The organism is Thermodesulfobacterium hveragerdense DSM 12571, from assembly GCF_000423845.1.
Taxonomy (GTDB): domain Bacteria; phylum Desulfobacterota; class Thermodesulfobacteria; order Thermodesulfobacteriales; family Thermodesulfobacteriaceae; genus Thermodesulfobacterium; species Thermodesulfobacterium hveragerdense.
On sequence record NZ_KE384099.1, the window covers coordinates 6,264 to 6,705 of the forward strand.

1 CRISPR repeat array is annotated in these 442 nt (G+C 38.2%).

Features of this window, described 5'->3' with window-relative positions:
• A CRISPR array of direct repeats spans positions 1-433; the repeat unit is 30 nt; unit sequence GTTTTGAGCCTACCTATAAGGAATTGAAAC.
• Positions 434-442: the final 9 nt, after the last annotated feature.

A 442-nucleotide genomic window follows, 5' to 3' on the forward strand; every position in this document is an offset into this window, starting at 1 on the left:
GTTTTGAGCCTACCTATAAGGAATTGAAACTCAAGTTCTTCATATGTCATGTGTTTGCAACTGTCTTGTTTTGAGCCTACCTATAAGGAATTGAAACACTCGTGGTTCCCATGTTTCAATTGCCTCTACCACCGCGTTTTGAGCCTACCTATAAGGAATTGAAACCAATCAATCAGTATGCCGAAATCCGAAGAAGAAACTGGTTTTGAGCCTACCTATAAGGAATTGAAACGTTTTAAAAACTGCCTGTGCCTGCATGTTTTACCTCCGTTTTGAGCCTACCTATAAGGAATTGAAACTTTACTAAAACAATATCTCCATTTTTGACCTCAACAGGTTTTGAGCCTACCTATAAGGAATTGAAACCATATCTGATGTGCATCCCTGACGATGATCCTGAAATGTTTTGAGCCTACCTATAAGGAATTGAAACCTTTTTTAA